Source organism: Leucobacter sp. CX87, from assembly GCF_018682295.1.
In the GTDB taxonomy this organism is placed as follows: Bacteria; Actinomycetota; Actinomycetes; order Actinomycetales; family Microbacteriaceae; genus Cx-87.
In genome coordinates, this window is the sequence record NZ_JAFIRI010000002.1 from 197,699 (window position 1) to 218,006 (window position 20,308).

Consider the following 20,308-nt stretch of genomic DNA (forward strand, 5'->3'; position numbering starts at 1 on the left):
ATCGCTACACTCCCGCGGGAAGGTCGAGGCCGGAACTGAATACGTGGCGGCGCGCAGTGGCCGGGTCGGGGAAGGGGTCCAAGAGCACGCTGTCGACCAGAGCGAGGATCTCTGCCGCCACCTCCGCGTCAACCTCGTCGAGCTCGGCGGTCGATGCCGTGCCGTCCGCGAACATGCGCTGCCTGGCGAGCACGAGGGGGTCGCGCTCCTGGTGCCGCTCGGACTTCTCGGCGGCATCGCGATACAAGTCAAGGTCGCCCTCGTAGTGGCCACGGAACCGGTAGCAGGTCGCCTCAAGAATGACCGGGCCCGCCCCGCTTCGCGCATGCCCGACCGCCTCGACGAAGGCGTCGCAAACCGCCGCGCTGTCGAGTCCGTCAACCCGCATGCCCCGCGCCCCGAATGCCGGTGCGCGCTCGGCGATCGTGGCGGTCGCGCTCGACTCCGAGAACGGCACGGAGATCGCCCACTCGTTGTTCTCCACCACGATGACGAGCGGCAGTTTCATGGCGCCCGCCATGTTCATGCTCTCAGCGAATCCGCCGGTGTTCACCGAACCGTCGCCAATCACCGACACCGCGATGTCGTCCGTGCCCCGCAGTCGAGCGGCGTACGCGTGGCCGAGCGCGACCGGGACCGAACCCCCGACAATGCCGGTCGTCGAGAACTTGTGCGCCGGATCGAAGATGTGCATATGACCGCCGAAGCCGCCGCAGATCCCGGTGGCGCGTTCGAATATCTCGGCGAGGAGCGGGCGAAGCGGCACCCGCTTCGCGATGGCGTGGAGGTGGTTGCGGTGCGTGCTCACGAGGGCATCGCTGTCCCGGAGGACGCCCGAGAGCGCCGCACCGATCGCCTCCTGCCCGACCGCCACGTGCACTTCGCCGTGGATGTGGCGCTCGGCAACCCCCCGGATGCAGGCTTCCTCAAACTCACGCATGAGCCTCATCAGGCGATACGTTTCAACGGACGTGTGTGACACTGTGGTCCTCCTCGTGTGCAGTGTTCGTTGCCTGTTCAAGTTCGATGACGGTGCCGCCCGCTGTTCGGAAGTAGGCCGCGGGCCCCTCCTCGAAGTCGACGATTTCGCCCAGCATTTCTCCGCCGTTGTGCGCGACGAGCGCAGCTGCCGCCGCGAGGTCGGCTACGAGGTACGCGGTGTGCGCGATCCCGACGTGCACGGGTAGCGTCGGGTCTGTCCCATCGGGCACCCCGGTCACCTCGATGAGCTCCAGGCGCGATCCGGTCGCCCGGTTGACCAGCTGCACGAGGTCGCACCGCACCCCGGCGAGCCCGACGGTGCGCTGGAACAGGTCGGTCATGCCGCGCGCTTCGAAGGCAATCTCGAATCCGAGTACCCGCTGATAGAACGCCAGGTCCTGGTCAAGGTCGGCGACGACGATCCCGGTGTGGTGCTGTTGCCAGGCGCCGACGAGCCCGCCAGACTTCCCAGCCGTCGAGGCGCTCATACTTTCGCCGCCTGCGCGACGGTGCCGCCGATGGGCAGGGTGATGCTGAAAACCGACCCGGCGCTCGGCTGAGCCGCGAGCTCGGATGGGCCGAGCCCAGCAGTCGCTGTAGTGATGAAGAGCGTCTGCAAGTTTGGCCCGCCGAACACGCAGCTCGTGACGTTGTCTGCGGGAACGAGCACTTCCTGGCTCCAGCTTCCGTCGAGCTCGAGTCGACGGACGCTCCCCCCGGCCCAGTGCGCGACCCACACGCCGCCGACCGCGTCCACGGCGATGCCGTCTGGCGTGCCGTCCGCCTCGTCGAAGGTGGCGAGCACCCGAGGGCTACTGACCTCCATGCCGATCGGCTCGTAGTCCCAGACGGTGAGCGTGCGGGCAGCGCTGTCCACGAAGTACATGTGCGCGAGATCCGGCGAGAACGCGATGCCGTTGGGCATGCCAAGCCCTTCGTGTACTACGGTCGGCGCGGTCTCCCCCGGCCGCAGCCGGTAGAGCGCACCCCCGGGCTGCAGGTCGTGCCGCAGACTGCCGAACCAGAGTTCACCGCCGGGGCCAATCGCGCCATCTGAGAGGCGGGAATCTCCGCCCGCGGGAAAGACCTCGATGCACCGGGTCGTGGCGAAGACGTCGTCGACGAACTCGATGCGGGAGTCGATCAGCAGCACGAAGCCGCCGTCCGTGTGCGGGAAGACCGCGCTCACCGGCTCGCCAAGGGTCCGCAGCACCTTCGTTCCCGTCTCGGCGCTCCGCAGGACTCGGCCGCCCAGGATGTCCACCCAGAACAACGCTTCCCCGTGCCAGAGCGGGCCCTCGCCCAGCTGTGCCCGCTCGGGGTGGCTGACACGAGCCTCCAGCCGGATCATCGGCCGGCCCCGACGACGCCGGCCAGCGCGTCGATCGTCTCGGTGCGTTGCGTCATGCGCCTCTCCCGTCCATCGGTGTCGACTCGGATCAGCGCCTCGAGAAGGCGCTCGATCTTGGCAAGTTCGTGCAGGCGGTCCGTGCTCACCGGCCAGTGCTGGGTGCCGCCGATGACGACGGTGCCCACGAGCTCGGGGCTCGCCTCGGCCACGATGCGTTCGGCGATTGTCTCGCCGGCGAGGGCGGGATCCACGCTGTCGACCGGGTCAAGATCCGTAAACGCCAACGAAACGAAATCGGCGAGCATGCCGGGCGCGAGTGCCCCCGCCCGGATGCCCAGCGCGGCTGCGCCGCCACTGGTCGCCATCTCAAGCACGGTGGTGGCGGTCAGCACTTGGCCCCGGGAGTTCGCCGTCTCCCGCGCTGCGCGCATCTCGGCGAACGGATCCGGGCGGTACCGTGATTGGCTGTCGAGCCCGAGCGCGGTCTGAACGCCGTGGCGTTCCCACTGCGCCACGTTCGCTGCGCCCACGCCGAGCGTTCGGTTCGATACGGGGCAGTGCACAAGTGTGGCGTGGGCCCCGGCGAGGCGCTCGATCTCGGCGTCGTTGAGGTCGACGCCGTGGGCGGCCGAGGTGAACTCCCCCAGCAGGCCGGCTCGATCGAGCCGTTCAATGGGAGATTCGCCGTCCCCCAACCAGGTGCGCTGCGTCGGGCTCTCGTGGAGGTGGGTGTGCACCCGACGACCGTCGCGGCTGAGCGCGATCGCGGTGAGGGCCTCATCGCTGCACCACTGGGGCGCGACGGGGCCCACCCCAAGGGTGATGCGGTCGGCAGGATCCGCGACCAGGGCCGCTGCGCGTTCGACCAGCTCGGGCCACTCGCTCGCCGTGATCCCGCGCTCCGGATCTTCCACCGCGGAAAGCTCCGCGGGCAGCGGTAGCGGCGTGAACTCCGCCTGATCGGTGAGCCCCAGAACGAGCAGCGCCCTCAGCCCGGATTCGCGAATCGCCCCGATGGTCGCGGACAGCTCGGACAGCCGGCCGGGCAGGCCCGCCCAGGTGTGCGAGAGGATCTGGGCGCTCGTGATTCCGGCGCCTACCAGCTCGTGCGCGGCGAGCCGCTGGTCCTCGAGATCCGGAAGGTCGGTGAGCCCGCCGAGCGCATACAGCCACTGTTCGAGCACCAGGTTCGGAAGCTTCGCCTGGTGCACCGCCGGGGCGCTGCGCAGGTGGCTGTGGGCGTCGATCAGGCCCGGGAGCGTGAGGCCCGCTAACCGGGTCACGCTGTCCTCGTCCTGTACCGGGTCCAGCTCGGCAAACGGCAACACCCGGGCGATCGCGCCGTCTCGCACGACGATCGCCATGTCGAACTCGACAGGAGCCCCGGCATGCGTGACGAGTGCCTCACAGCGGAAGACGGTGCTCATGTGGTCTTCGCCCAACCGATAACAAAGCGCTCGGCGAGCGCGACCAGCGAGAAGAGCAGCGCAGCGATAACCGCGGAGGCAATCACGGCCCCCCACATCGTCGGCATCCGCAGTGCCAGCCAGGAGGTGATGATGAGGTGCCCGAGGCCTCCTCCCACGATCCACTCGGCCGTCATGACGCCCAGCACGGCGTTCGGGGCGGCGATGCGCAGCGCGCTAAAGAACGAGGGCATCGAGGCCGGGATGCGCAGGCGGGTGTACCGCGTGAGCCGCGACGCGTTGAGCACCTTCATCAGCTCCATCGACTCTGTCGAGACCGACTTCAGGCCCTGCAGGGAGTTAATGAGTGTCGGAAAGAAGACGATCATGGCCGCGACGACGACGGTGGCCATTGCCCCGCGTCCGAACGCGAGCGTAATGAACGGTGCGAGCGCCACCACCGGGACGGAACGCACGACAATGGCGCCCGGGTAGATGATGTTCGACAGCAGCGGAGACGCGGAGATCGCGACAGCGAGCGCGAAGCCGACCAGGTTACCCACGGCGAAACCGAGCAGTACCGACAGGATCGTCTGTGTGGCTGCCGCGAGGACGATGCCCCACTCCGCCTCCGCCAGGATGAGCAGCGGCGACGGCAGAATGAAGTTCGGGATGTTGAAGATCCATACCGCGAGCTGCCAGAGCACCAGGGTGATGAGGAGCGCACTCGAGGTGATGAGCGCGCCGCGAGTGTCTACGAGGCGCCGTTTCTGCGGACGCGGGATGTTGAGGGTCTGTGTGACGGTCATACCTCGGCCCTCCGTTGCGAACTCGCGTGCCAGGGGGTGGCGTACCTGGCGATCAGTCCGAAAATCAAGATGAGCAACCCGTTGATCGCGGTCGCAAGCAGCAGGATCGCCCAGAGGTCGGCCATCTTGTAGCCGAACATGGCATGCATCATCGCGAGGCCAAGGCCAGACTCGGCGCCAATCCACTCCGCGATGATCGCCGCGATGAATGCCGCGGGCGCCGCGATCTTCAGCGACGCGAGGAAGTCCGGCAAGGCTGCCGGGGCGCGGAGCCGCCAAAGCGTGCTGCCGTAGGAGAGGTTGAGCACCTTGCCAAGTTCCAGCACCCGGGCGTCTTGGGTCCGCAGCGCGCTCGTCACGTTGACGACGATCGGGAAGTATGCGCCGAGCATCGCGATGACGATCTTGCTGCCGATGCCGAGCCCGATCGCGGCGATGAGGGCCGGCGCGAGAGCGATGAGCGGGATGGAGTAGATGATGAGGGCAAGCCGGTAGAGCCCCTCGCCGAAGAGACGAAACCGGTCAATGATGAGGGTGAGCACGACCGCAACGACGATTGCGAGAGCGAGTCCGGCCGCGGTCTCCCCGAGAGTCGTGAGCGTGTTCAGCCCGAAGGCAACGCGCTTTTGCCAGAGGGTGGCCAGGATTTCGCTCGGCGGGATGAGCGCCGAGGCCGGGTCCGTGATGCTCCTACCGACGAGCTCCCAGCCAACCACCACCAGCGCATAGAAGATCACCGGCACGACGAGTCGGCTCCCCCTAGTCATCGACGCCTCGGTAGGCGTCCGTCAGGAGTCGGGTCAGCCCGTCCTCGTAGGCGAGAAACTCGGGCGATCGGGTGAGGTTCTGTGTCCGGGGGCGCGGCAGATCGATCCGTTCGTCGGCGATCACGCGGCCCGGGTTTCTGCCCATCACGAGCACCCGATCCGACATGAAGATCGCCTCGCTCACGTTGTGCGTCACAAGGATCGCGGTGGTGCCGGTCTCGAGCCAGATGCGCTGCATCTCCTCGTTCATCTGCCGCCGGCGCAGCTCGTCGAGTCCGTTGAACGGCTCATCGAGGAACAGGATCCTGGGTGAGAGGACGAGTGCACGCGCGATCGCGACCCGGCGTGCCATACCGCCCGAGATCTGCGTCGGCATGCGGTGTTCGAACCCCTCGAGGCCAACCAGCCGCAGCATCTCCATCGCCCGCTCGGTACGCTCGCGGCGAGCGACCCCCGTAACCTGCAGCGGCAGGGCAGCGTTCTCCAGGCAGGTCCGCCAGGGCAGCAGCACCGGATCCTGGAACACGAATCCGAACGCGCCGTCTTCTCTGGCCGCCCGCGGGGTCTGGCCGAACAGGCTCAGGCTGCCGCGGGTGGGCTCGAGGATGTCGGCGATGATGCGCAGGAGCGTCGACTTGCCGCAGCCCGAGGGGCCGAGCAGGGTGGTAAACCCGCCGACCGGGACCTCGATGTTGACCCCGTCGAGCGCGGTGTAGGTGCCCTCGTTCGTCGTGAAGTCCATCCCGACTCCGCGCACCGAGAGTACCTCGGTTTCGGTCGCGAGGCTCATGAGATCCCCAGGATCCGTCCGAGATTGAGGCCTTCTACGAGCGCGCGATCGTCCGCATCGGGGATCGCCCGCGCGATCTTTGCGCGCTCGAGGTCGAAGTGGTTGCCCGGCCAGTCCGTGCCCATGACGAGCTTTTCGGCGCCGAGGCGCCGGTAGGCCATCTGCACCTCGATCAGCTGGGTACCCGAGGTCTCGAGGTAGATGTGCTCGTTGCGCTCTGCCACGATCATGGCCTCGGTCACGTTCCAAACGGTGCCCATGTGGGCGATCAACAGCGGCACGTTCGGGAACGCCTTCGAGATCTCCTCGATCGAGAACGGCGCGCAGAACGGGTCGTCGAGCGCATTGACGAGCACGGTCAGCCCGTTGTCCGCTGCCGCGGTGAACACCGGATCGAGCAGGCCATGGTCGGCGAAGTGGTAGCCGTGCATCGTCGGGTGCAGCTTGAGCCCCTTGAGCCCGAGACGGGCGACGTCGTTGACCACCTGCACCGCATCGTTCTTACGCGGGTCTACCTGCCCGAATCCGATCACTCGACCCCGCGACTGTTCCACCGTCTCAGCGATGAAGTCGTTGTCGATCATCTGCCCCAGCGAGCACCCGACCGCCTTGTCCACCCCGGCCTCGTCCATGTGCCGGATCATGGTTTCCGGGGTGTAGGACTCGGCCGTCAGGTAGTCCGAGGTCCCGCCAGCCTGCCAGGTGTTGTTGTACGCGTCGATGATCAAGATGGCTCCTTTGCCGATGGGTGGTCGTGCCGCGGGGTCGAGAGTGACTACGGCAGCAGGGTGGTCTTGGTGCCGTACACTTCGTCGAGAATCGAGGTATCGACGATGTCACTCGCCGTGATGCCTGACTTGAGCGTTCCCGCATCGACGAGCGCATCGATGATGGCCTGCATCTTCGTCGGGTCGACCCGGAGAACGCCGTCGGGTGACTCGATCAGCTCGCGCTGAATCTCGGCGGTGCGCTCCTCAGTAGCCAGGTCAAGCCCGCCCGCCGGGTTGACCTCGTTGACCACGTAGGCGGCAATATCTTTCGGATTCGCGTTCATGAATTCAAAGCCCATGGCGCTGGCCCGCATGAAGTTCACGATGGTCTCGCGGTTCTTTTCGAGGTTTTCCTTCGTCGTCACGATGACGTTGCCGTAGCTCGGGACGCCGAGGTCTTCCAGGAACAGCGTGTGCACCTTGATGCCCTGCTCCTCGAGCGCCGCGCCCTGGGAGGTGGCGTAGCCGGCGTAGCCGCTGACCTGGCCGGTCGTCAGCTGCGACGGGTCGGTGCCGGCCGAGACGAACGTCACCGAGTCCTTCGGGATCCCCGCCGCTTCGACGAGGGCTTGGAACTGCGCGAGTGAGGCATCCGATACCGCGATGGTGCGGCCCTCGAAGTCGTCGATCGATTCGATCGGGTCGTCCGCGAGGCTGATGATCGAGAAGGGCGAGGTCTGAAACACGGTGCCAATGATGACGAGCGGCTGCCCGTCTTCGATCGCGACGAGCGCGTTGGTGTTGTCCTCGTCGCCGAGCAGCGCCTTGCCCGTCACGACCTGCTGCCAGGAGAGAATATTGGAACCACCGGCGGTGAACTCCGCTTTGATCCCCTCATCCTCGTAGAAGCCCTCGCGGTCCGCGGCGAAGAAGCCACCGAACTGCGTCAGCTTCAGCCAGTTGAATTGGTAGTTCACCGGAGTGAGCTCGGTGCCGCCTTCACTGGCCGGGGCGCCCCCGCCACCTGCGCATGCGGTCGCGCCCAGAGTCAGCGCGAGCGCCAGTGCGGCAGCTCGGGCACCTCGGGAAAGCCACTTGCTTCGACTCTGAATCTTCATTGGTTCAGCCCTAACTGTGGAAGTGGATACTTCATTCGTGGACATTCGACAACGCAGAAAAAATCGACACGGGAGGGGTCTCACCTGACTGCACTGTCAGCTGTTTCGCCATTGCAGGCGTCACTCACTGGACCCAGCATCGCGGAGCAGGCAGCCGGGCTCAATTCGCAGAGCGTCAGCAGATTGGGGCGGCAGCTTACAGTGTGTAAGCGGACCGTTGGCGGGGCCGCCGCGGGCATTTTTCTCGCGCTAGGAACCCGCGGGGAACACTGGCGGAAAGAGCTCGCGCTCGGTTCCGCCCAGGTAATCGCGCTCGGCGTAGGCTGCGCGCAACTTCTCGAAGATGCGCTGCCCGTCGCGGGCGAGTTCGCCGAGGTCCACGCCGGGCACGACGCCGTCTCGCATGATCACCCTGCCGTGCACCATGCTGAAGTGGGCGTCGCGCGCCGTGCCCGACAGCACGAGGGTGCGCACGGGGTCGTCCGTCACGCCCATGCGGAAGTCGTCGAGCGAGAACGCGACGAGGTCAGCCGTCGAGCCCTCCGCGATGCGGCCGAGGTCGCCGCGGTGCAGCGCCTGGGCGCCGCCCAGGGTTGCGGCCTCGATGTACTCGGCGAGCATGCCGGCGCCGAGGTTACCGTGCTGCGCCTTCGCGGTCTGCACCCCCGTATCGATCGCCCGAATGAGGTCGGGCGGGAACGAGTCCGTTCCGAGTGCGACGTTGATGCCCCGCGCCAGGTACTGCGAGAGCTTTTCGAGGAGGAACGCGTAGCGCGCGTTCGTCAGCGGGCAGTGCACGATCGAGACGCCAGCGGCGGCGAGCGTGGCAAGCTCCCCCGTGTCTCGCCCGAGGATTTCGGGGTGCACGTCGAGGTAGACGCCGTGCGCGAGGATGAGCCGGTCGTTCAGCAGCCCCACGCGCGCCAGGAACTCGAGCGGCGTCGCCTCGTATCGACCGCGAATGATCTCCCGCTCCGAGAGTTCCTGCGTGGCGTGCGCACGCACGAGGGTGCCGCGCCGGGCGCTCTCCTCCGCGGTCGCCCGCAGCACGTCCTCGGCAACGGTCTCGACCCGGCACGGCGCCAGGATCCCGGTGACGAGGGGATCCTGCAGCGCATCGGCGGTGTCGAGGAAGCGCACCGCATCGCGGAACCCGGCCCAGCCGCGAGGCTCGTCCCAGTGCATTGCGGGGACACCCTCCGCAGAAGTCGTGTGTACCGCGCTTCGGTAGGAGGGGCCAAGGAAGGTGCGAAGTCCCAGCTCGCTCGCGGTGCGCGCGACGTCGAGCAGGTCGTCGTGGGTCTCGGCCCATGCGCCGTGCACCTCGGTGGCAATGGGCATCGCAGAGGTGATGCCGTGCAGCACGAGCTGCACAAGCGCATAGCGCCGCAGCGTGCTGCGCTCGGTCGCGCTCAGCACGTCTCGCGCGCCAGCGGCGGCATAGGCGCTGGACCAGTTGAGCCGGGCGTCGTGTTCGGGCGTCCACCACGAGTCGAGGTTCAGGTGATCAATGTCCGTGAGGGCGTCGAGGTCAATGAGCCCGGGCATCAGCAGGCTGTTCCCAAGGTCGATGACCTCGGCGCGCGGGTCGTCGGCCGCGGCCGCCACCATCGCCTCGGCGTCCTCACCGTGCGCGATCGCGACAATCGCGTCGCCCTCGGTCACGACGACCGCGTCACGCAGCTCCACCATCCGCCGGCCGTCGTGGGCGAGCACATATCGCGCGGTGAGAAACGTCGTCATGCACTCAGCTTTTCACGTCGCACCGGCTTCCACCCGGGCCCCGGCACCGCCGCACGCAGCGCGCGGGTGTAGGGGTGCACCGGGTTCGCCAGCAGCTCGGCGGTGTTTCCCGAGTCGACGACCTTGCCCTGCTCCATCACGATCATGCGGTCCGAGATCTGGTTCACCACGGCGAGGTCGTGCGAGATGAAGAGGTAGCTCACCTGTTGCTCTGCCCGGATATCGCTGAGGAGGTTCAGGATCTGCGCCTGGATCGACACGTCGAGCGCGGCGACGGCCTCATCCAACACGATCACCTCGGGGTTCGCCGCGAGCGCACGGGCGATGGCCACGCGCTGTCGCTGACCGCCCGAGAGCTCGCGCGGCAAGCGGCCGTAGAACTTCGTGTCGAGCCCGACGCTCTCGAGGATCTCGTGCGCGCGGTTCTCGATCTGCCGAGCGCTCTGCCCCGATTCGGCGTGCAAGCGAACGTTGGAGGAGATCACGTCACCGATCTTCTGGCGCCCGTTGAGGGAAGAGTAGGGATCCTGGAAGACATACTGCACCTCGCGAGCCCAGCGGCGCCGGTCGGCGAGGCGTCGCACCCCGCCCGCCCTCGGCTTCCCGTGCACGTGCACGGTGCCGCCGGTGATGGACTCAAGGCCGACGAGCATGCGCGCGACGGTCGTCTTCCCCGACCCCGACTCGCCCACGATCGCGAGGCACTCGTTCGGGAACAGCTCGAACGAGACGTCGTCGACTGCGACGACCGGGGCGCGACCCGCGCTGTGAAACTCCTTGCGCAGCCCGTGCGCAGAGATGATGGCGTCGTTCGTCACAGTGCGGCCTCAGCTTTCAGTGCTTGGTGCATGTCGATGGAGTAGTGGAGCACGGGAAGGCGCTCGGCTCGCACGTCAATGCTGGGCCGAGCCCCCAACAGCTCCCGCGTGTAGGGGTGGGTCGGCGCGTCGTATACGTGCGCGCCCTGCTCGACGATCTCGCCCGCGTACATCACCGCGAGCCGGTCACAGCAGGCCTGCGCCAGCTCCAGGTCGTGTGTGATGAACAGCAGCGAGAGGCCGCGCGCCTGGCGCTGCTCCTCAAGAATGGCCATCACATCGGACTGCGCCGTCACGTCGAGCGCGGTGGTTGGCTCGTCCGCCAGGATCAGCTTCGGCTCGGCGAGCAGCACGCTCGCGATGAGCACGCGCTGCAGGAGCCCGCCCGAGAGCTCGTGCGGGTACTGCGTGAGGCGCTGCTCGGGGTTGCGCACCCCCACCTCGTCGAGCAGCGCGACCGCGCGCTTCTCGACTTCGGCGCGGTCCATGCCCCGGTTGCGCACGAGCGCCTCGGTGAGGAAGTCGCCAATGCGGTGAACGGGGTTCACGTGAGCGCGCGGATCCTGGAAGATCATGCCGACGTCGGTGCCGCGGTAGTGGCGCAGCTCGGCACGGTTCATGCCGAGGACCGATTTCCCGTCGAACTTGACGTCGCCGCCGACACGGAAATTCGGGTCGAGCATGCGCATGATCGCGCGGGTGGTGAGCGACTTGCCCGACCCGGACTCGCCGACGAGGCCGAGCGCCTCGCCCGGCTCAAGGCTGATCGAGATGCCGTTCAAGAGCGACAGCGTCTGGTCGCGGGTGACGAGCGTCGCCCGCAGATCATCGACTTGGAGCAGCGGAGCGCTCATCAGTAGGTCCTCACGTTCGAGGCGAGCTTGTCGCCGATTGCGGTAATGCACCACACGATGAGCACGATGCCGGCACCGGCGACGATCGCCTCGGTCGGTTGTCCGCGCAGCAGCGAGTCAAACCCGCTCTTCACCATGAGGCCAAGGTCGGCCGTCGGCGGTTGCACGCCGAGCCCCAGGAACGAGACTGCGGCGAGGTCGATCACCGCGAAGCCGAGGGACGAGACCGCCTGCGCCACGATGATGGGCTGCACGTTCGGCAGGATCTGCTTGAGCGTGATCGAGACGCCCGACTGGCCCTGCAGCCAAGCGGCCTGGACGTACGGCATGTTGCGCTCGCGCAGCGCCGCCCCACGCACGACCCGGGCAACGTAGGGCACGAAGCCGATCGAGAGGCCGATCACGACGGTCATCAGGTTCGGGCCGAAAATCGCGACGGCGATGAGGCCGAAGACGATACCCGGCACCGAGAAGAGGATGTCGAGGAACCAGGAGATGACGGTGTCGATCTTCCCGCCACACCACGCGGCGACCAGGGCGAGCACGGTGCCCGCGACGGTCGCGATCAAGATCACCAGCGTCGGGCCCGCCAGCGTGATGCGCGCACCCCACATGGCCCGAGAGAGGATGTCACGCCCGAGAGCGTCCGCCCCGAGCGGGTGCGCGGCGCTCGGCCCCGACAGCGCGGCCAGGAGGTCAGGTTGGTTGGGCGGGTACGGCGCGATCCAGGGCGCGAGCAGGGCCGCCAGCGCGATCACCAGCAGGATCGCCGAGGCCACCATGCCGGATCCACCGAGCTTGCGGGAGAGGCGCGCGAACCAGGACGGCGCTACGGGAGCCGCCTTCGCGAGCGCGATCTGTGTGGTCGCCGGTACGGTCATTGCTTGCTCCCCAGTGAGATCCGCGGATCGATGAGCGTGTAGAGGAAGTCGACGATGGCGTTCACGACGACGAAGGCGACCACGAGCACCAGGATCACGGCCTGCACGACAGCGAAGTCGCGCTGCATGATCGCACGCACGAGCAGCGAGCCGAGTCCGTCGAGGGCGAACACGTTCTCGATGACGACGGCGCCGGCGATCAAGGTGGCGATCGTCAGGCCCATCACGGTGGTGATCGGGATGAGGGCGTTGCGCAGGACGTGCCGACGGATCGTCACGCCCGAGCTCAGCCCACGGGCGACGCTCGTCTGAACGTGTTCGCGCCCTTTCTCCTCCAGTACCGAGGCCCGCGTGATGCGGGCCAGATAGGCCGAGCTCGCCACGGCGAGCGCGACCGCAGGCAGGAAGAGGTGGAACAGGGTGTCCAGTCCCCCGCTCCCGCTGCCGTTGGTCGGGAACCAGCCGAGGCCGACCGAGAAGACGCTGATCAGCGCGACACCCACTACGAACACCGGGGTCGAGAGGCCCAGCGTCGCAACGACGTTCACGATCTGGTCGGCGAGCCCGCCCTTGAGCGCGGCAATCAGGCCGAGGCCGATGCCGACCACCGCGATCACGATGGTGGCGAGGCCGACCAGCGCGGCCGTCGTGCTGAGGCGCGTCACGATGAGGTCAGAGACGTCCTGACGGTACACGATCGAGTACCCCAGGTCGCCGCGGACGAGGTCGCCGAGCCACCGGAAGTACCGCACGAAGAACGGGTCGTTCAGGTGGTACTGCGCGGTGACTGCAGCGATCTGCTCGGGGCTCCCGCCCCGGGGCCCGAGCACGAATGCGAGCGGGCTTCCCGGGGCGAGATACAGCAGTCCGAACACGATGAACGACGTGACCAGGAGCACAAGCACCAGGCCGCCCGCTCGTCGCAGGAGATAGGACGGGAGGGACATCGTTACTCGACGCCGCCAATGGTCGCGGCCCACGGGTAGGACAGGTACGCCACCGAAGCAGTGGCCCCCGAGACCCGATCGTTCTGGACCAAGATTGTCGGCATGTAGTTCAGCGGGATCCAGGGCAGGTCCTGGGTGACCTGATCCTGAATTCCGACGGTGAGCTGTGCGCGCTCAGCCGGATCAATGGTCTGCCGCGCGGCCTCGATCTGAGCGCCGACGGCTTCGTACCCGTTGAAGTTGCTGTCCCCGCCAGTCGCGAAGACGTTGTAGACGTCGAGGGGGTCAGCCATGTTGCCGTACCAGGTCGTGAAAAACGCATCGATGCCTTCGCGCGCGGTGGGGTCGAAGTACAGGTTGCCGTACTGCTCGGCCGGGATCACCTTGGTCTCGATCGTGAGCCCGATTGCTTCGCCCGCGGCCTGCAGCAGGTTCGCGGTCTGCTCGTGGACGGCGGAACTGCCCTGAATCGCGATAACGATCGGCTGGCTCAGGTCCCCGGCCCCCTCGAGCAGCTTCGTCGCTCCGGCAGGATCCGACTTCGTCGAGAACTGCTTCCATGCGGGCTCAAAGATGTCAGCCTGCGTGTCCCAGTAGTCGGGCCCAGCGAGCGTCGGAGCGGGCAAAGCCGCCCCCTGGAAGACGACGTCGGCGACGGCGGTTCGATCAATCGAGGCGAGCAGCGCGGCCCGCACCTCGGGGTTGGCGAACAGTCCGTCGGTCGCCGCTGCGGCGAGCGTCCAGAAGACGAACGACTTGCCGTAGGTGGTCGTGACCTCGTCCGAGCCCTCGAGCTGCGACAACCCGGCCGGGGGCAGGTAGAAGAACTGACCGTCGACATCGCCCGAACGCAACGCATTGACCGCGGTCGATTCGTCAGCGATTGCCGAGAAGGTGAGCTTTTCGACCTTCGGGATCAGCGTCTCGTCCCAGTAGGCAGCGTTCTTGGTCAGCACGATCGACTTGCCGGCGTTCCACTCCGCAAGCTCGAACGGCCCGGTGCACTGCACCCCGGCGGTGGGGGTCCCGAACGATTCTCCCCCGGCCTCGGCGGCCTGCTGCTGCACGATGGCGCCCGCGGCGCTCGACATGCCCTGGCCGAAGAGTGCGTCGGGCTGGCTCAGGCGCACGGTCACCTGGTTCTCGCCCGTCACCTCCGCCGACTGGAAGTAGGTGAAGTACTCGGAGTAGTACGAGGTCGCGTCGGGGCCGGCTTGACGGCTCAGGGAGTACACGACATCGGCCGGCGTCAGCGGCGTACCGTCCCAGAAGGTCACGCCGTCCTGCAGCGTGTACACGTAGGTCGTGTCGTCGGGCTGTTCGACGCTCGCCGCGAGGCCCGGGCCCGTCGAGAGGTCGGGGTTCAAGCGGAGCAGGCTGTCGCAGAGGTTCGCAATAACCGTGTTTTCGGCGTAGTTGAACGAGTGCTGCGGATCGAGCGACATCGGCTCGTAGGGCAGGTTCCAGTTCAACTCGTCGACCGCGGCCGTACCGGGCTCGGTCGTCGTGGCCAGATTCGAGAGGTCAACGTCGAGCTTGGTCGCGCCGCCGCCACCGGCACCGCCACCTCCGCCCGCGCACGCGGTAAGCAGGAGGGTCGCCGTGGCGGCGGCCCCCAGCAGGGCGAGTGGTCGTCGAGTCATGAAAAACTCCTTTGTTTTCGTTGGGATGAAGTGAGAACGTGCTGGTCTTCGTGCGGGTGAGGCGGACAATATCTGGCCGATGCGGCGCTCGTCGAGCGGCGATCCGCTAGCCGGAGTAGCGGACGCCGTTTCGGTACACGGCGCTCGGCGCGGGCCGGTCCGCGACGAGCTGTGCGATCGATTCCGCCGCGAATTCAAGCCGGGTGGCCGAGTCTGGGCCGCCCCAGCTCGCGAGCTCGGGAACACCGAGGAGCTCGCCGCCAGCGGTCGAGGCGAGCCGGTAGCAGCGTTCGAGGTCCGCGTCGGTGAGGGCGGCGGTGCGGTAGCCGAGCAGGTGCGCGCGATCGACCATGCTGCCGTTGCCGTACGGGCTCCACGAGTCGCGCACCCCGTCAGAGCCGAGCGCGAGGCGCACCCCGTGCTCTTCGAACAGGTCGAGGTCGGGCACGGGATCAGCGCCGAGGGCGCAGGTCGTCAGCCAGACGCCCGCGTCGGCGACCGCGTCGAGTGTTTCGCGCAGGCTCGGCAGGCTGGTGTCGCACGCGGCGAAGGCGTGGCCGATGGTGACCCGATTCTGCATGCCGAGCGACTTCGCGCGGCGGGCGATCTCGCGGATCTGCTCGAGACCGAGCTCACCGCCGTCGTGCAGATGGATGTCGATGTCGCGGCTTGCTTCCTGCGCCAGGCCAAACACGGCGTCCAGGTGCGCATCGACGTCGCCCTCGATCCCGGCTGGATCGATCCCGCCGACGAGGTCGGCGCCCGCGGTCAGTGACTCGCGCATGAGCTCGAGCGTGCCCGGGTTGGTGATGAGGCCGAACTGAGGAAAGGCGACGATCTGCACGGTGAGGTGCGAGGCGAGGCGGTCGGCGGCGGCGCGCACCGCCACCACGTTGGCAATGCCCGTCTGCGTCGAGACGTCGACGTGGGCGCGCATGGCGAGGGTGCCGTTCGCGACGGCGTTTGAGAGCAACGCGAACGAGCGTTCCTCCGTGCCGGTGTCGAAGGTCGATTCGAGGTCGTTCTTGATGAGCTCCTCGAGCGTCTTCGCGGGCTTGCGCGAAGTCCAAGGGGTTCCCCACGTGGTCTTGTCCGGGTGAATGTGGGCGTCCACCAGCGCGGGTGCGGCGAGGAGGGGTCCAGTAGCTTGGGTAGTCACGACGGTGTGGCTCTCTCTCAAATGAATGCCCGAACGTCGGGTCATATGACATATGATAATCACACAACCATCCCAATTTCAAACGAGGTTTTCATGCAGCAGGTGCGCCGCAAGTCTCTCGTCGACGAGGTCGTCGATCAGATCAAGGCTGAGATCAGCTCCGGCAACTGGGCGGTGGGCGGAAAAATCCCCAGCGAACACGAACTCATCGACACGCTCGGTGTCAGCCGCCCCTCCGTCCGCGAGGCAGTGCGCTCGCTCGTCCAGCTCGGCCTGCTCGAGACCCGCCAGGGCGATGGCACTTACGTCATCGCCGACGACGCCACTCAAGTCGCGCTGCGCCGCGCGCTCGGCACCGCCGACAGCTTGGAGGTCATCCAAGTCCGTCGCGCCCTCGACGCGCTGGCTGCCCAGCTCGCGGCCTCACACCGCGGCGACCGTGACATCGCCGCCCTCGAGCGCAACCTCGAGGGTCGACGGCGCGCGATCGCCGATGGCGATGTCGAGCAGTTCATCACGCACGACGTCGCGTTTCACGTCGGCGTCGCAGAGGCTTCCGGCAACGCCTTGCTCGCGGGGCTCTACGCAAGCTTCGACGGCTCGCTGCGCACCTCGGTCGCCGATAACTCGTGCCTGACGCGCAACGCCGACCCCGATCGCGCCGACCTGCACAACGCGCTCTTCCAGGCGGTGCTCGCGCAGGATCCCGAACAAGCCGCCGCCGCCGCGCTCGGACTCCTCGACCAGCAGGCGCAGTCGCTCGGCGATGACCGCTAGGAGTCGCGGGACGCTCATCGCCGCGGGCATCATGGTGCTCGCGATCGGACTGTGCGTCCGCTTCCCCATCACGTCCGTCTCGCCGATCCTCACCGCCCTCGGCGACCACTTCGGCCTCGGCGAGACCGGGCTCGCAATCCTTACCGCCACCCCGGTGCTGTTGTTCGGCCTCGCCTCCCCCATCGCGCCCTTCCTCGTGCGCCGGCTCGGGCTCGAGGGCGCGCTGCTCCTGCTGCTCGTGGCCCTCGCAATCGCGGGGCTGCTGCGGCCACTCAATACCCCGCTGCTCTTCGTCGGCACCGTGATCGTCGGTGCCGCTATCGCGCTCCTCGGCATCCTTGCCCCGCAGCTCATCCGACACTTCCTCGACAAGCGCGCCGGGCTCTGGACGGGGATCTACACCACCTCCTTTGGCATCAGTGCGGCCGTCGGCGCGGCGCTGACCGTACCGCTGTTTCACGCGTTGACCGACCAGGCGTCGCTCACCCTCATCGCTTGGGGCGTTCCCCTCGCAGGGTCCGCGGCGGTCGGCGCGATCCTGCTGCCGCGCCTGCGCAGGGCGTCCCCAGCGGCCACCAGCTCGGCGCGCCCCCAGGCGGGCCCCATCACCCGGGCCCCCGGCCTCTTTGCCGTAACTGGGTTCTTCGGCTGCCAGGCCCTCATCTACTTCTCACTCACCTCGTGGCTGCCCACCGTCTATACCGATCGCGGGCTCGCCCCGGCCGACGCCGGCCTCCTCCTCGCGCTCATGAGCATCGCCGGCTTGCCGGCCTCGCTGCTCGCTCCGACGCTTGCCGCGAAGCCGGCGCTGCGCACCCCACTCATCGTCGGGCTCTCGGTCCTATCCGCCATCGGCCTGATGGGGGTCGCCTTCGGCCCGACCGCGCTCGCCCCGCTCGCGGTGAGTCTGCTGGGCATCGCGCAGAGCGCCGCATTCGGCATCGCGATCGGCCTCATCATCTTCACCGCGCCGAGCGTCGCCCAGACATCCGCGTTCTCGGCCTTTGCGCAGGGGGCGGGCTACACCCTCGCGGCTCTCGGCCCGCTCGCCATGGGGCTGCTTGCCGCCGCCGGCGTCCCCTGGTCACTCATCGTCGGGGGGCTCATCGTCGCCGTGGTCGGTGAGGCCTGCTTCGGAGTCGCGGCATCGCGGGCCTCGCAGCGCGGCGCGGGCACAGCGACCGCGCGCGCGTAGACGGCGCCGAGACGCTACTGCGTCGCCAGTATCGGCTCCATCAGCTTGAATAGGTGGGCGGGCAGGTCCGAATCGGCCGTCGTGCTGTTCAACAGGATCGCGACCGAGACGCCGGTCTCTGGGTTGTTCATCGCGAGAGCCTGGAACCCGAGACCCGTTCCGGTGTGCCCGACGTAGTCCCCGATCTTGCCCATACCCATGCCGTACTCGTCGTACTCGGGGGCGTTCGGGTCGCCCGTCGCGGGGTGGAACGAGGCGAGCCGGTCCTGCTGCGTCTGCGCCGAGAGCAGCGAGCCAGTGCCGAGCTCGTCGGCCCAGCTGGCGAGGTCCGTGACGCTGCCGAACAGCCCGCCGGCAGCGCCGAACATGGAAGGTGACACGACCGGCAGCGGCTCGAGCGCCTCGTCGGTCCACTGGTAGGGGGTGGCCGCAGGGTCGGCGATCTTGCCGTCCGCCGGGTACGCAACGCTGGCAAGTCCGAGCGGCTCGGTGGCGAGCTCCATGACCGCCTCGGCCCAGGACTCCCCGGTCACCTTCTCGATCACCATTCCGAGCAGGATCGTGTTCGTGTTGGAGTACGAGAACTGGGCGCCCGGTGAAAACGCCAGCGGCACCGCGAGCGCCGGGCCGATCAGCTGATCGTCCGTCAGCGGCGCCGTCGGGTCGTCATTGATCAGCACACCGATCTCCGGCAGCGCGGAATAGTTCGCCAGGCCGGAGCGCATCTCGGCGAGGTCTTGCAGCGTGATCTCGTCACCGCCCGGCACGCCCTCCACGAACTTCGAGATGGGGTCGCGCAGCGAGACGCTCCCCTCATCGACCAGCATCAACAGCGCCGTCACGGTGAACGACTTGGTGATGCTGCGGTAGCCGAAGTTCTGGTTGATCGCGACAGGGATCGCGTCCTGGTCAGGGCTGTTGTAGGTGAACGACCACAGCTCATTACCGTCCTGAGTGACGAGGAAGACGGCGCCCGGGATCCCGGTATCGCCGAGCATGCCCGTGACCGCCGACTCGAGCGACGTTCCCCACGCCGTGTTCGCTTCTGCGGCAGTCGGGGCCGGATCGTATGACCCGGGCGCGGAACCGGCACAGCCGGCAAGCGCGAGCGTGGCAGCAATGGCGGCGGCGACCGCACCCGTATGTCGACTCATGCGAAAAGTAGAACACGCCGCCCCGCCCGAAGACGGAACTGCGGCCATATTGTTGCCGGAGCGGCTAGACCACGTCGCTGTCCGCCGCCGAGAAGTTGGCCGTGCGCGGCGACGGGATCGGCATGTCGTGCGCGTCTGCGGCCGCGATCAGGCGGGTCTCGGTGGCCCGCGTATTGCGCTCGGCCGAGTCGTGGATGATCCACTGATCGACCATCACGAACTCACTGCGGTCACCCGCTGTCGCGACCCCCGTGACCGTGAAGTCGCCATAGGGGTGCTGGGTGAAGTCGACCGAGACAAAGTCGCCGTGGCCGATGCTCAGCGCGTCGACTGCGCTCCCCCGCGGCGCGTCCGGCGCTTCGAGCAGCACCCGCTTCACCTCGCGCTCGGGCGCCCGCACCGCGAGCTCGTTCTTCATCGTCTGCTTCTTCGCGATGTGCACGCCGCCGAGCACCATCTCGTCGACGTCATTCACCCAGACCGGGCCCGCGATGAGTGTCACGCCGTAGCGATCGGTCTCGATGCCGACCGCAATCCGCTGTTCAGGCGTGGCCTCGGCGAGCTGCGCGGACATACCAGCGACGTCGCGCTTGGCGGGAAAGACAAAGATCGGCTCCATACCCAAAGCGTAGCTGGCTTACTCGGGTCGCACCTCGTAGACCAACCGCGCGAACTGCCCGACCTGGCGGACGGAGGCGAGGTGGAGCCGGTCGGACTCGAGCCGGCGCGGCAACAGCGGCGCCCCGGCGGCGAGCGCGACCGGCGCAATCGACAGTGCGATCTCGTCAAGCGCGCCGATGTCGAGGAATTGGCCCGCGAGCTCGCCGCCGCCGACCACCCAGATGTCGCCGTCACCCGCGGCGGCGCGAATCGCGGGCAGAGCCTCGGCAACCGGGCCGGACACTACGCGCACGTCGGCCCCGTCGGGGATGGGCAGCTCACGGCTCGAGAACACGAATGTGGGCTTCTCTCCGTACAGTTCGGCCCAGCGCTCGGGGAACTCCATGAGTTTCTCGTGCTCGAGCACCCACTCATACGTCGTCGATCCCTCGACGAGCACCGCCGCCCGCGAGGGGTATAGCCCCTCCGCGGGCTCGTCACCGCCCTCGACCGAGAAGAGCCAGTCGAGCGAGTGTGCTTCGTCGGCGATCCAGCCGTTCAGCGTCGTCGCACTGTCAAAGATGATTCGTCCCATGACTGGGACT

Annotated in this window: 21 protein-coding genes; 2 read left to right on the forward strand and 19 right to left on the reverse strand. The window is 67.6% G+C overall.

From position 1 onward, the window contains the following. Positions 1–4: 4 nt before the first annotated feature. The 16 genes from KOE53_RS03905 to KOE53_RS03980 form a co-directional block, all read right to left on the reverse strand. A complete protein-coding gene (locus KOE53_RS03905; protein WP_188057447.1) occupies positions 5–982 on the reverse strand; it encodes a thiamine pyrophosphate-dependent dehydrogenase E1 component subunit alpha in 978 nt (325 codons plus the stop codon). After that, positions 963–1,469, reverse strand: coding sequence for a VOC family protein (locus KOE53_RS03910; protein ID WP_188057448.1), 507 nt, complete (start codon positions 1,467–1,469; stop codon positions 963–965). Before KOE53_RS03910 ends, KOE53_RS03905 begins: the two co-directional genes overlap by 20 nt. After that, positions 1,466–2,332 (reverse strand): SMP-30/gluconolactonase/LRE family protein, encoded by an 867-nt coding sequence (locus tag KOE53_RS03915; protein ID WP_188057449.1) that lies wholly within the window; start codon positions 2,330–2,332, stop codon positions 1,466–1,468. The genes KOE53_RS03910 and KOE53_RS03915 overlap by 4 nt, the downstream gene beginning before the upstream one ends. Further along, on the reverse strand, positions 2,329–3,759 hold the full coding sequence (locus tag KOE53_RS03920; protein ID WP_188057450.1) for an amidohydrolase family protein: 1,431 nt from the start codon (positions 3,757–3,759) through the stop codon (positions 2,329–2,331). The genes KOE53_RS03915 and KOE53_RS03920 overlap by 4 nt, the downstream gene beginning before the upstream one ends. Continuing rightward, the gene (locus KOE53_RS03925; RefSeq protein ID WP_188057451.1) at positions 3,756–4,547 is read right to left on the reverse strand and encodes an ABC transporter permease; all 792 of its coding nucleotides are present in this window, start codon (positions 4,545–4,547) and stop codon (positions 3,756–3,758) included. Before KOE53_RS03925 ends, KOE53_RS03920 begins: the two co-directional genes overlap by 4 nt. Next, complete coding sequence (locus KOE53_RS03930) at positions 4,544–5,314, reverse strand: ABC transporter permease (protein WP_188057452.1); 771 nt, start codon at positions 5,312–5,314, stop codon at positions 4,544–4,546. The genes KOE53_RS03925 and KOE53_RS03930 overlap by 4 nt, the downstream gene beginning before the upstream one ends. After that, positions 5,307–6,104: an ABC transporter ATP-binding protein gene (locus tag KOE53_RS03935; protein WP_188057453.1), complete on the reverse strand. Its 798-nt coding sequence runs from the start codon at positions 6,102–6,104 to the stop codon at positions 5,307–5,309. Before KOE53_RS03935 ends, KOE53_RS03930 begins: the two co-directional genes overlap by 8 nt. Further along, positions 6,101–6,832, reverse strand: a complete 732-nt coding sequence (locus KOE53_RS03940; protein WP_188057454.1) for an amidohydrolase family protein — start codon at positions 6,830–6,832, stop codon at positions 6,101–6,103. Before KOE53_RS03940 ends, KOE53_RS03935 begins: the two co-directional genes overlap by 4 nt. Before the next feature lie 47 nt (positions 6,833–6,879). Then, positions 6,880–7,932, reverse strand: a complete 1,053-nt coding sequence (locus tag KOE53_RS03945) for an ABC transporter substrate-binding protein (protein WP_188057455.1) — start codon at positions 7,930–7,932, stop codon at positions 6,880–6,882. Positions 7,933–8,181: 249 nt separating this feature from the next. Beyond that, the gene (locus KOE53_RS03950) at positions 8,182–9,675 is read right to left on the reverse strand and encodes a chlorohydrolase family protein (protein WP_188057456.1); all 1,494 of its coding nucleotides are present in this window, start codon (positions 9,673–9,675) and stop codon (positions 8,182–8,184) included. After that, the gene (locus KOE53_RS03955; protein ID WP_188044255.1) at positions 9,672–10,493 is read right to left on the reverse strand and encodes an ABC transporter ATP-binding protein; all 822 of its coding nucleotides are present in this window, start codon (positions 10,491–10,493) and stop codon (positions 9,672–9,674) included. Before KOE53_RS03955 ends, KOE53_RS03950 begins: the two co-directional genes overlap by 4 nt. Continuing rightward, positions 10,490–11,347 carry an ABC transporter ATP-binding protein gene (locus tag KOE53_RS03960; protein WP_188057457.1) on the reverse strand — a complete coding sequence of 286 codons (858 nt, stop codon included), beginning with the start codon at positions 11,345–11,347 and terminating at the stop codon, positions 10,490–10,492. The genes KOE53_RS03955 and KOE53_RS03960 overlap by 4 nt, the downstream gene beginning before the upstream one ends. Then, a complete protein-coding gene (locus KOE53_RS03965) occupies positions 11,347–12,228 on the reverse strand; it encodes an ABC transporter permease (protein ID WP_188044257.1) in 882 nt (293 codons plus the stop codon). Before KOE53_RS03965 ends, KOE53_RS03960 begins: the two co-directional genes overlap by 1 nt. After that, positions 12,225–13,175 carry an ABC transporter permease gene (locus KOE53_RS03970; protein WP_188044258.1) on the reverse strand — a complete coding sequence of 317 codons (951 nt, stop codon included), beginning with the start codon at positions 13,173–13,175 and terminating at the stop codon, positions 12,225–12,227. The genes KOE53_RS03965 and KOE53_RS03970 overlap by 4 nt, the downstream gene beginning before the upstream one ends. Positions 13,176–13,177: 2 nt before the next feature. Beyond that, positions 13,178–14,818 (reverse strand): ABC transporter substrate-binding protein, encoded by a 1,641-nt coding sequence (locus KOE53_RS03975; RefSeq protein WP_188057458.1) that lies wholly within the window; start codon positions 14,816–14,818, stop codon positions 13,178–13,180. Between the two features lie 106 nt (positions 14,819–14,924). Beyond that, on the reverse strand, positions 14,925–15,977 hold the full coding sequence (locus KOE53_RS03980; protein ID WP_353055577.1) for an amidohydrolase family protein: 1,053 nt from the start codon (positions 15,975–15,977) through the stop codon (positions 14,925–14,927). Positions 15,978–16,070: 93 nt separating this feature from the next. Between KOE53_RS03980 and KOE53_RS03985 the strand changes: the two genes are divergently transcribed. After that, positions 16,071–16,754, forward strand: coding sequence for a FadR/GntR family transcriptional regulator (locus KOE53_RS03985; RefSeq protein WP_188057460.1), 684 nt, complete (start codon positions 16,071–16,073; stop codon positions 16,752–16,754). Next, positions 16,744–17,949: an MFS transporter gene (locus KOE53_RS03990; protein ID WP_188057461.1), complete on the forward strand. Its 1,206-nt coding sequence runs from the start codon at positions 16,744–16,746 to the stop codon at positions 17,947–17,949. Before KOE53_RS03985 ends, KOE53_RS03990 begins: the two co-directional genes overlap by 11 nt. A gap of 14 nt (positions 17,950–17,963) precedes the next feature. On the opposite strand, the gene KOE53_RS03995 is transcribed toward KOE53_RS03990, so the two are convergent. The 3 genes from KOE53_RS03995 to KOE53_RS04005 all read right to left on the reverse strand — a co-directional run bounded on the left by KOE53_RS03995 (position 17,964) and on the right by KOE53_RS04005 (position 20,298). Beyond that, positions 17,964–19,103: a serine hydrolase domain-containing protein gene (locus KOE53_RS03995; RefSeq protein ID WP_188057462.1), complete on the reverse strand. Its 1,140-nt coding sequence runs from the start codon at positions 19,101–19,103 to the stop codon at positions 17,964–17,966. 64 nt (positions 19,104–19,167) lie between these two features. Further along, positions 19,168–19,722: a hypothetical protein gene (locus KOE53_RS04000; RefSeq protein WP_188057463.1), complete on the reverse strand. Its 555-nt coding sequence runs from the start codon at positions 19,720–19,722 to the stop codon at positions 19,168–19,170. An 18-nt stretch (positions 19,723–19,740) separates the two neighbouring features. Continuing rightward, positions 19,741–20,298, reverse strand: coding sequence for a dihydrofolate reductase family protein (locus tag KOE53_RS04005; protein ID WP_188044265.1), 558 nt, complete (start codon positions 20,296–20,298; stop codon positions 19,741–19,743). Positions 20,299–20,308: the final 10 nt, after the last annotated feature.

What these genes read in the sequence shown, in the direction of transcription:
- KOE53_RS03935 (WP_188057453.1), bottom strand. Translation starts at nt 6,104, where the DNA reads ATGAGCCTCGCGACCGAAACCGAGGTACTCTCGGTGCGCGGAGTCGGG.
- KOE53_RS03960 (WP_188057457.1), bottom strand. Translation starts at nt 11,347, where the DNA reads ATGAGCGCTCCGCTGCTCCAAGTCGATGATCTGCGGGCGACGCTCGTC.
- KOE53_RS03925 (WP_188057451.1), bottom strand. Translation starts at nt 4,547, where the DNA reads ATGACCGTCACACAGACCCTCAACATCCCGCGTCCGCAGAAACGGCGC.
- KOE53_RS03990 (WP_188057461.1), top strand. Translation starts at nt 16,744, where the DNA reads ATGACCGCTAGGAGTCGCGGGACGCTCATCGCCGCGGGCATCATGGTG.
- KOE53_RS03975 (WP_188057458.1), bottom strand. Translation starts at nt 14,818, where the DNA reads ATGACTCGACGACCACTCGCCCTGCTGGGGGCCGCCGCCACGGCGACC.
- KOE53_RS03920 (WP_188057450.1), bottom strand. Translation starts at nt 3,759, where the DNA reads ATGAGCACCGTCTTCCGCTGTGAGGCACTCGTCACGCATGCCGGGGCT.
- KOE53_RS03965 (WP_188044257.1), bottom strand. Translation starts at nt 12,228, where the DNA reads ATGACCGTACCGGCGACCACACAGATCGCGCTCGCGAAGGCGGCTCCC.
- KOE53_RS03985 (WP_188057460.1), top strand. Translation starts at nt 16,071, where the DNA reads ATGCAGCAGGTGCGCCGCAAGTCTCTCGTCGACGAGGTCGTCGATCAG.
- KOE53_RS03910 (WP_188057448.1), bottom strand. Translation starts at nt 1,469, where the DNA reads ATGAGCGCCTCGACGGCTGGGAAGTCTGGCGGGCTCGTCGGCGCCTGG.
- KOE53_RS03945 (WP_188057455.1), bottom strand. Translation starts at nt 7,932, where the DNA reads ATGAAGATTCAGAGTCGAAGCAAGTGGCTTTCCCGAGGTGCCCGAGCT.
- KOE53_RS03915 (WP_188057449.1), bottom strand. Translation starts at nt 2,332, where the DNA reads ATGATCCGGCTGGAGGCTCGTGTCAGCCACCCCGAGCGGGCACAGCTG.
- KOE53_RS03970 (WP_188044258.1), bottom strand. Translation starts at nt 13,175, where the DNA reads ATGTCCCTCCCGTCCTATCTCCTGCGACGAGCGGGCGGCCTGGTGCTT.
- KOE53_RS04000 (WP_188057463.1), bottom strand. Translation starts at nt 19,722, where the DNA reads ATGGAGCCGATCTTTGTCTTTCCCGCCAAGCGCGACGTCGCTGGTATG.
- KOE53_RS03950 (WP_188057456.1), bottom strand. Translation starts at nt 9,675, where the DNA reads ATGACGACGTTTCTCACCGCGCGATATGTGCTCGCCCACGACGGCCGG.
- KOE53_RS03995 (WP_188057462.1), bottom strand. Translation starts at nt 19,103, where the DNA reads ATGAGTCGACATACGGGTGCGGTCGCCGCCGCCATTGCTGCCACGCTC.
- KOE53_RS03930 (WP_188057452.1), bottom strand. Translation starts at nt 5,314, where the DNA reads ATGACTAGGGGGAGCCGACTCGTCGTGCCGGTGATCTTCTATGCGCTG.
- KOE53_RS04005 (WP_188044265.1), bottom strand. Translation starts at nt 20,298, where the DNA reads ATGGGACGAATCATCTTTGACAGTGCGACGACGCTGAACGGCTGGATC.